This window comes from Aeromicrobium sp. (assembly GCF_014378035.1).
Taxonomy (GTDB): Bacteria; Actinomycetota; Actinomycetes; order Propionibacteriales; family Nocardioidaceae; genus Aeromicrobium.
This window is the reverse complement of sequence record NZ_JACMOM010000087.1, coordinates 1-4,736: the sequence shown is the minus strand read 5'-3', so window position 1 is coordinate 4,736 and position 4,736 is coordinate 1. Positions and strand designations below refer to the sequence as shown.

Sequence of the window (4,736 nt, the reverse complement as noted above, 5' to 3'; positions counted from 1 at the left end):
TACGCAAGATGAGCCTCCATGTTGGGAAGGGTGCGGCCCGGTTTCGCCCTAGCTCCCCGACGGCCATAGGCGACCAGTGATGCCGTCGGATCTGTGCTTGCCATGCGCAGGTGTGCGCAGGGCGGACCATGGCACAGACAGGCGATCCGCAACAGTATTTCAGCTAACTTGGGCCAATAACCGGCAAATCAGCCCGAGAACGCCCGTTGAGTCAGCATCCGGGTGGCAGACTCCGAGCCCACTGGTGCCGCTGGACTGGGCGGGCAGCGGGACGTTCAAGGCCAGGGCGGCACGGCGGGCCCGGTGACCGTGCGCCGGCCGACCTCAAGACGCTGCTAGCTCAGCACTGCCAGACGCTGCGCCCCGACGCGACAGTGACCTACGTCAAGGCCCCGAAGCCGGGCGAGCCCTGCCCCATCATTCTGCTCGACCGGGTTGTCAGGGATGCCCTGCCGGACTACTGCACGCACGGGTTCGCTGAGTGCGTGCAGTGCGGGCACATGTGCGGGCTGGGCCATGAGACAGAGAAGCTCGTCGCCGCCGGCCAGGCCTCGGCGCTGTGCCTCGTCTGCGCCGACGAGGTCATCCCGAATGACGCCGTGGTGAGCGAGCACGTCCAGGATCATCCCCGGGCCGACGGCCCGCATTAGGTCGCCCTAGCAGCGGAGACTCAGAACATCTCGCGAAGGAGTGCCACGGCTTCCTGCTCCATGTTCCAGTCGCCATGGCGCACGACCAGGGCGGAGACGGCCAGCGGCTCGACTCCATCAACCAGGTACACGGCGACGCCAACTTTGGTGGTGCCGATAAACCTCACCTACTCGTTGGAACTCGAACGCCAGCGGGACTGCCTGAGGTCCACCCACCGTCTTGATGTCCTTCGGGAGCTTCGCCATGCACTTCCTGCCTCTGGCTGCACCGTCCGGGTGAGATGGTCGGCGGACTGTCGTGTCGCACCTGTTACAAGAAGCGTTGCGGCAGCCGATCAGTCGGCTGCCTTGCGGCGGGTGGTCTTCAACCGCGGCTGACGGATGATGTCGGTGTCGGACGGCAGCCGTGGGACGTAGTAGAAGCCGTCCGCGGTGTCCGGGTCGTAGTGCACCACCGCGTTCGCGGCCTGCAATGTCTGCTTCCAGCTCGCCAGCCGTTCGTCGGTGTTCTCGGAGTTCCCCATGCCGGAGCGAGCACGAGCCTCGGACCTCAGCATCGCCACCGGGTAGGCCCAGCGGTGCTGCGGCTGGACGAACCACGGGATGAGGTTGTCGTCCCGTGTGATGCGACGGGCAAGCCCACGCCGGCGCCGAAAGTTCCCCCACAACGACGGCACCGTCTCGATGTTGTATTTGGTGAGGTACTCCTCGCTCATCCAGGCGTACGTCTTGCCTTCGGCGAACCAGCCAACAACTTCCTGCTCGTTCACGATCTTGCTTGCGCCCACCGACCCGACCTCCGTTACGGGGGCTACCGTCAGGCCCGACCGAGTGCAAGTGTTACACGAGTGAGTGACAGCAAAGTGGGAGTCCCTGTGAAAGTGGAGATCATCGTCTGTGATGTGTGTCAGGCCCCAGGACGTGAGGCTCGGACGTACGCGGTTACACAGGGGACCCGGACCGCAGCCAGGGACCTGTGCGCCCGCCACGCAGCGCCCCTAGAAGCGCTGCTGGAGGGCGGCGAGACGAAGCCGACGCGCCCGGCGACCAGACCGCGCGCAGGCCGGATCACGGTCACATCGCTTGACGAGATCGAGGCGCGCAAGACCAAGGCCTAGCCCACAGGGACCCGTCCAGCCGTGATCAGCGCCCCCAGCAGGGACCGTGAACTACTTCAGGTTCAGGCCTTCGCGGCCATATTGGACTCGCCGCGAGCGCGCTCGCTGCAGTTCCGAGCCCGCTCCTGATCAAGTAGCGAGCCCCTGACCAGGAGTGCCACAACCCGCCTGGAACCGCTTACTCGAAGGCGGCTGCTGTCCCATTTGGGTTCGTAGAGAAGCGCCCCTAACGGAATGTCACTGCTGGGTTTGGCCACCGCCAGGGGCACCACGATGCGCAAGCTCTAGCTTGGCGGCATGGGGCTGACCCGCGGTAGGACAGCGACGCCTGGCTGGCGTCGCTGTCACCGTCTCGGTCAGTGCAGCAGATCCAGGCCTTCTGCAAGGGCGGTTGCCGTCCGTGCGACGACCTCGTTGTTCACGGTCGCGTCGCGCGTGTGGCGGTTGGTGTAGACCGCGATGACGATCGGCGCGCCGTTCGGTGGCCACACGACAGCGATGTCGTTCGCGGTCGCGTAGGTCCCTCCAGTTCCGGTCTTGTCACCCACGACCCAGTCGACTGGCAGACCCGCGCGGATGCGGGCGGCGCCAGTGGTGTTGGCACGCAACCACTCAGCCATCTGGTCCCGGTCCGGCGCGGTCAGTGCGTCGGTCATCACAACGCGCAGGTCCTGCGCCATGAGGGCGGGGGTCGTGGTGTCGCGGCGCTCTCCGGGCTGCCAGTCGTTGAGCGCGGTCTCATACCTGTCCAGGCGCGACCGCGGATCACCCAGGCTGCGCAGGTACTCGGTCAGACCAGGCGGCCCACCAAGCTGGCGGAGCACCAAGTTGCCGGCCGTGTTGTCGCTGACCGTGATCGTGGCGTGGCACAGCTTGGTGACTGTCATGCCGGTCCCGACGTGCTCCTTGGTGATGGGCGAGTAGTCGACGAGGTCGTCCTGGGTGTATTGAATGACCCGTTCCATCAGGCCAGGGTCAGCGGTGCGCGCCTTATGCAGGACGGCCGCACAAGCCATTGCCTTGAACGTTGACGTCATTGGGAACAGCTCGTTCGCGCGGTAGCCGACGACGCGGCTGGTGCCGGTGTCGAAGGCATAGGCGCCGATGCGCGCGTCGAACTCGTTCTCGAGGGTCCGCAGTCGCTGCTGGACCCGGGCCTGCCCGGCGGCGCCGGCGGTGCGGTGCTCCTGGTGGCTGCTCGTCGCGGTCGCGCCGACCTGCTGGGCATCGGCCCGGTGGGCGAGCGCGGCGGTGCTGTTGAACGTGGCAGCGGCCAACACGCTGGCCGCCACGATGAGCTTGGACGCAGTGAGGACGTGGTGCACTAGTTCTCCTTGGGGTGGCAGCTGAAGGGGAAGGCTCAGAGCCCCCGGCGGGATGCCGGGGGCTCTGAGCGTCGACCGTGCTGTCAGTCGCGCGGGATGAACTGGCGCTCCGGGATGCTCTCGTAGCGGTTCGGGTCGATCTTGGCCATCGTGCCGTCCGTCAGACCGTCGATGATCCCGGTCAGACCGACCTCGACCTGCTTGACCAGCTGACCGATCTCGCGCTGACCGGCCGACTGGGTCTGACCGGTCGTCTCGAACAGCACCGTGGCGCTGCCGCGCAGGGCGAACGAGCCCAGCGCGGTGCCGGGCAGGTTCGTGTTCTGCGGGTACAGCGTCACCGTGCCGTACGGAGACTCACCCCGCTGCTGCAGGGCATCAAAGACCGCGACGTTGAGCCGGCGGGAAGCGTCGTAGTCAAACTTCGGCCAGTCACCGAACGCGGTCGGGTCGTCGATGAAGCGCCCGGAGATCGACAGCGTCGAGTAGTCCCCGGTGCCCGCGCCGTCCGGCGCCTGGCCGGTGTAGCAGGGCCCCTGGTTGTGCAGGTCGACGAAGACGTCGACCGTGCCGAACTCCTTCTCGAGCCCGCGGTAGACCTCGCGGACCGTTCGCGCCTCCGGGGTGACGTACCAGCCGGTGCCGGCGCTAGTGCCGGGGAAGTCGGCGGGCTTGGGGGTGTAGTCCAGGTCGGGGTTGAAGTCCCGGTTGGTGTCGAAGCCCCCGACGGAGCTGCGGTAGTTCCAGCTCTCCGGTGCGCCGGCCAGGGCCGGGAACTCCTTGACGACCTCAGCCCAGGTCTGGTCGTTCTGGCGGCGGTCCAGTGCGGCGCCGTCAGCGTTGAGCTGCGGGATCATGACGACGGTGACGGCCTTGCGCATCTTCTGGGCTCGCACGGAGCTGCCGCCCATCGTCTGCAGCAGGTTGAGCGAGGCCATCGTCCCGTGCGGCTCGTTGCCGTGGATCTGGGTCTGGATCAGCACGACCTTGTCGCCCTCACCGACCCTGGCGGTCCACAGCTCGCGCTTCTTGTTGGTGAACCCGGCAATGTCGACATCGACGGTGCCGTTGCTCGTACGTTCGATCTGCTGCAGCCGGCGCTCGACCTCCTCATGGGTGAGGAAGCCTGAGATCGCCGGGTCACCGGTGGAGCTGTCGCAGTTCGCGTTGAGCGGTGGCGCGGCGATTGCCGTGCTGGGGGCCACGAGTGCGGCGGCACCGACGGCGCCGGCAACGGGGAGTGCGAGAAGGGCTGTCAGGCGACGCCGGGTACGGCGGGGGGGCGTCAACGTCATGGAGATGCTCCAGATAATCGTTTCGACATTCACCGGGGTGACCGGTCTCACAGAGACCACCACGCCTTTTCGCCTATCTGGATGGTTGTGACGCAGGTCACCGCAAAAAGGATGAACCGCTCGCGCAGGTAGGTTCCCCGCAGTGATGGGGACCGGGGTTCGGCCAGAATCAAGCGCTCCGCGGTGGGCCAAGACTGCAGCGCACGTTGCGGCGCTCACACCGCTGCCGTCGGCTCTGTGGCGCCTTCTGCTAGTGCTCGGGTTCTCCGCCGGATACACCGAGCAGGGGTTCGATGCCCTGGGCGCAAGGCCAGTGATCATCTCGGCAGCGGTCGGTGCCGCCCTGCT

General features: G+C 66.7%; 5 protein-coding genes and 1 pseudogene. 2 read left to right on the top strand and 4 right to left on the bottom strand.

Annotated elements, in window-relative coordinates; translation table 11 throughout:
- Positions 1-374 precede the first annotated feature (374 nt).
- Positions 375-650 (top strand): hypothetical protein, encoded by a 276-nt coding sequence (locus tag H7290_RS04595; protein ID WP_290512837.1) that lies wholly within the window; start codon positions 375-377, stop codon positions 648-650.
- Positions 651-670: 20 nt separating this feature from the next.
- Here the strand turns inward: H7290_RS04595 and H7290_RS04590 are convergent, their stop codons facing one another.
- From H7290_RS04590 to H7290_RS04575, 4 genes are all read right to left on the bottom strand, one after another.
- Complete coding sequence (locus tag H7290_RS04590) at positions 671-817, bottom strand: hypothetical protein (protein WP_290512836.1); 147 nt, start codon at positions 815-817, stop codon at positions 671-673.
- Positions 818-985: 168 nt separating this feature from the next.
- On the bottom strand, positions 986-1,438 hold the full coding sequence (locus H7290_RS04585) for a hypothetical protein (protein WP_290512835.1): 453 nt from the start codon (positions 1,436-1,438) through the stop codon (positions 986-988).
- Positions 1,439-2,124: 686 nt separating this feature from the next.
- Positions 2,125-3,093, bottom strand: a complete 969-nt coding sequence (gene bla, locus H7290_RS04580) for a class A beta-lactamase (protein WP_290512834.1) — start codon at positions 3,091-3,093, stop codon at positions 2,125-2,127.
- 83 nt (positions 3,094-3,176) lie between these two features.
- The gene (locus tag H7290_RS04575; protein ID WP_290512833.1) at positions 3,177-4,388 is read right to left on the bottom strand and encodes a M14 family zinc carboxypeptidase; all 1,212 of its coding nucleotides are present in this window, start codon (positions 4,386-4,388) and stop codon (positions 3,177-3,179) included.
- Between the two features lie 142 nt (positions 4,389-4,530).
- Between H7290_RS04575 and H7290_RS04570 the strand changes: the two are divergent.
- A pseudogene (locus H7290_RS04570) lies at positions 4,531-4,736 on the top strand (hypothetical protein); the annotation flags it as partial.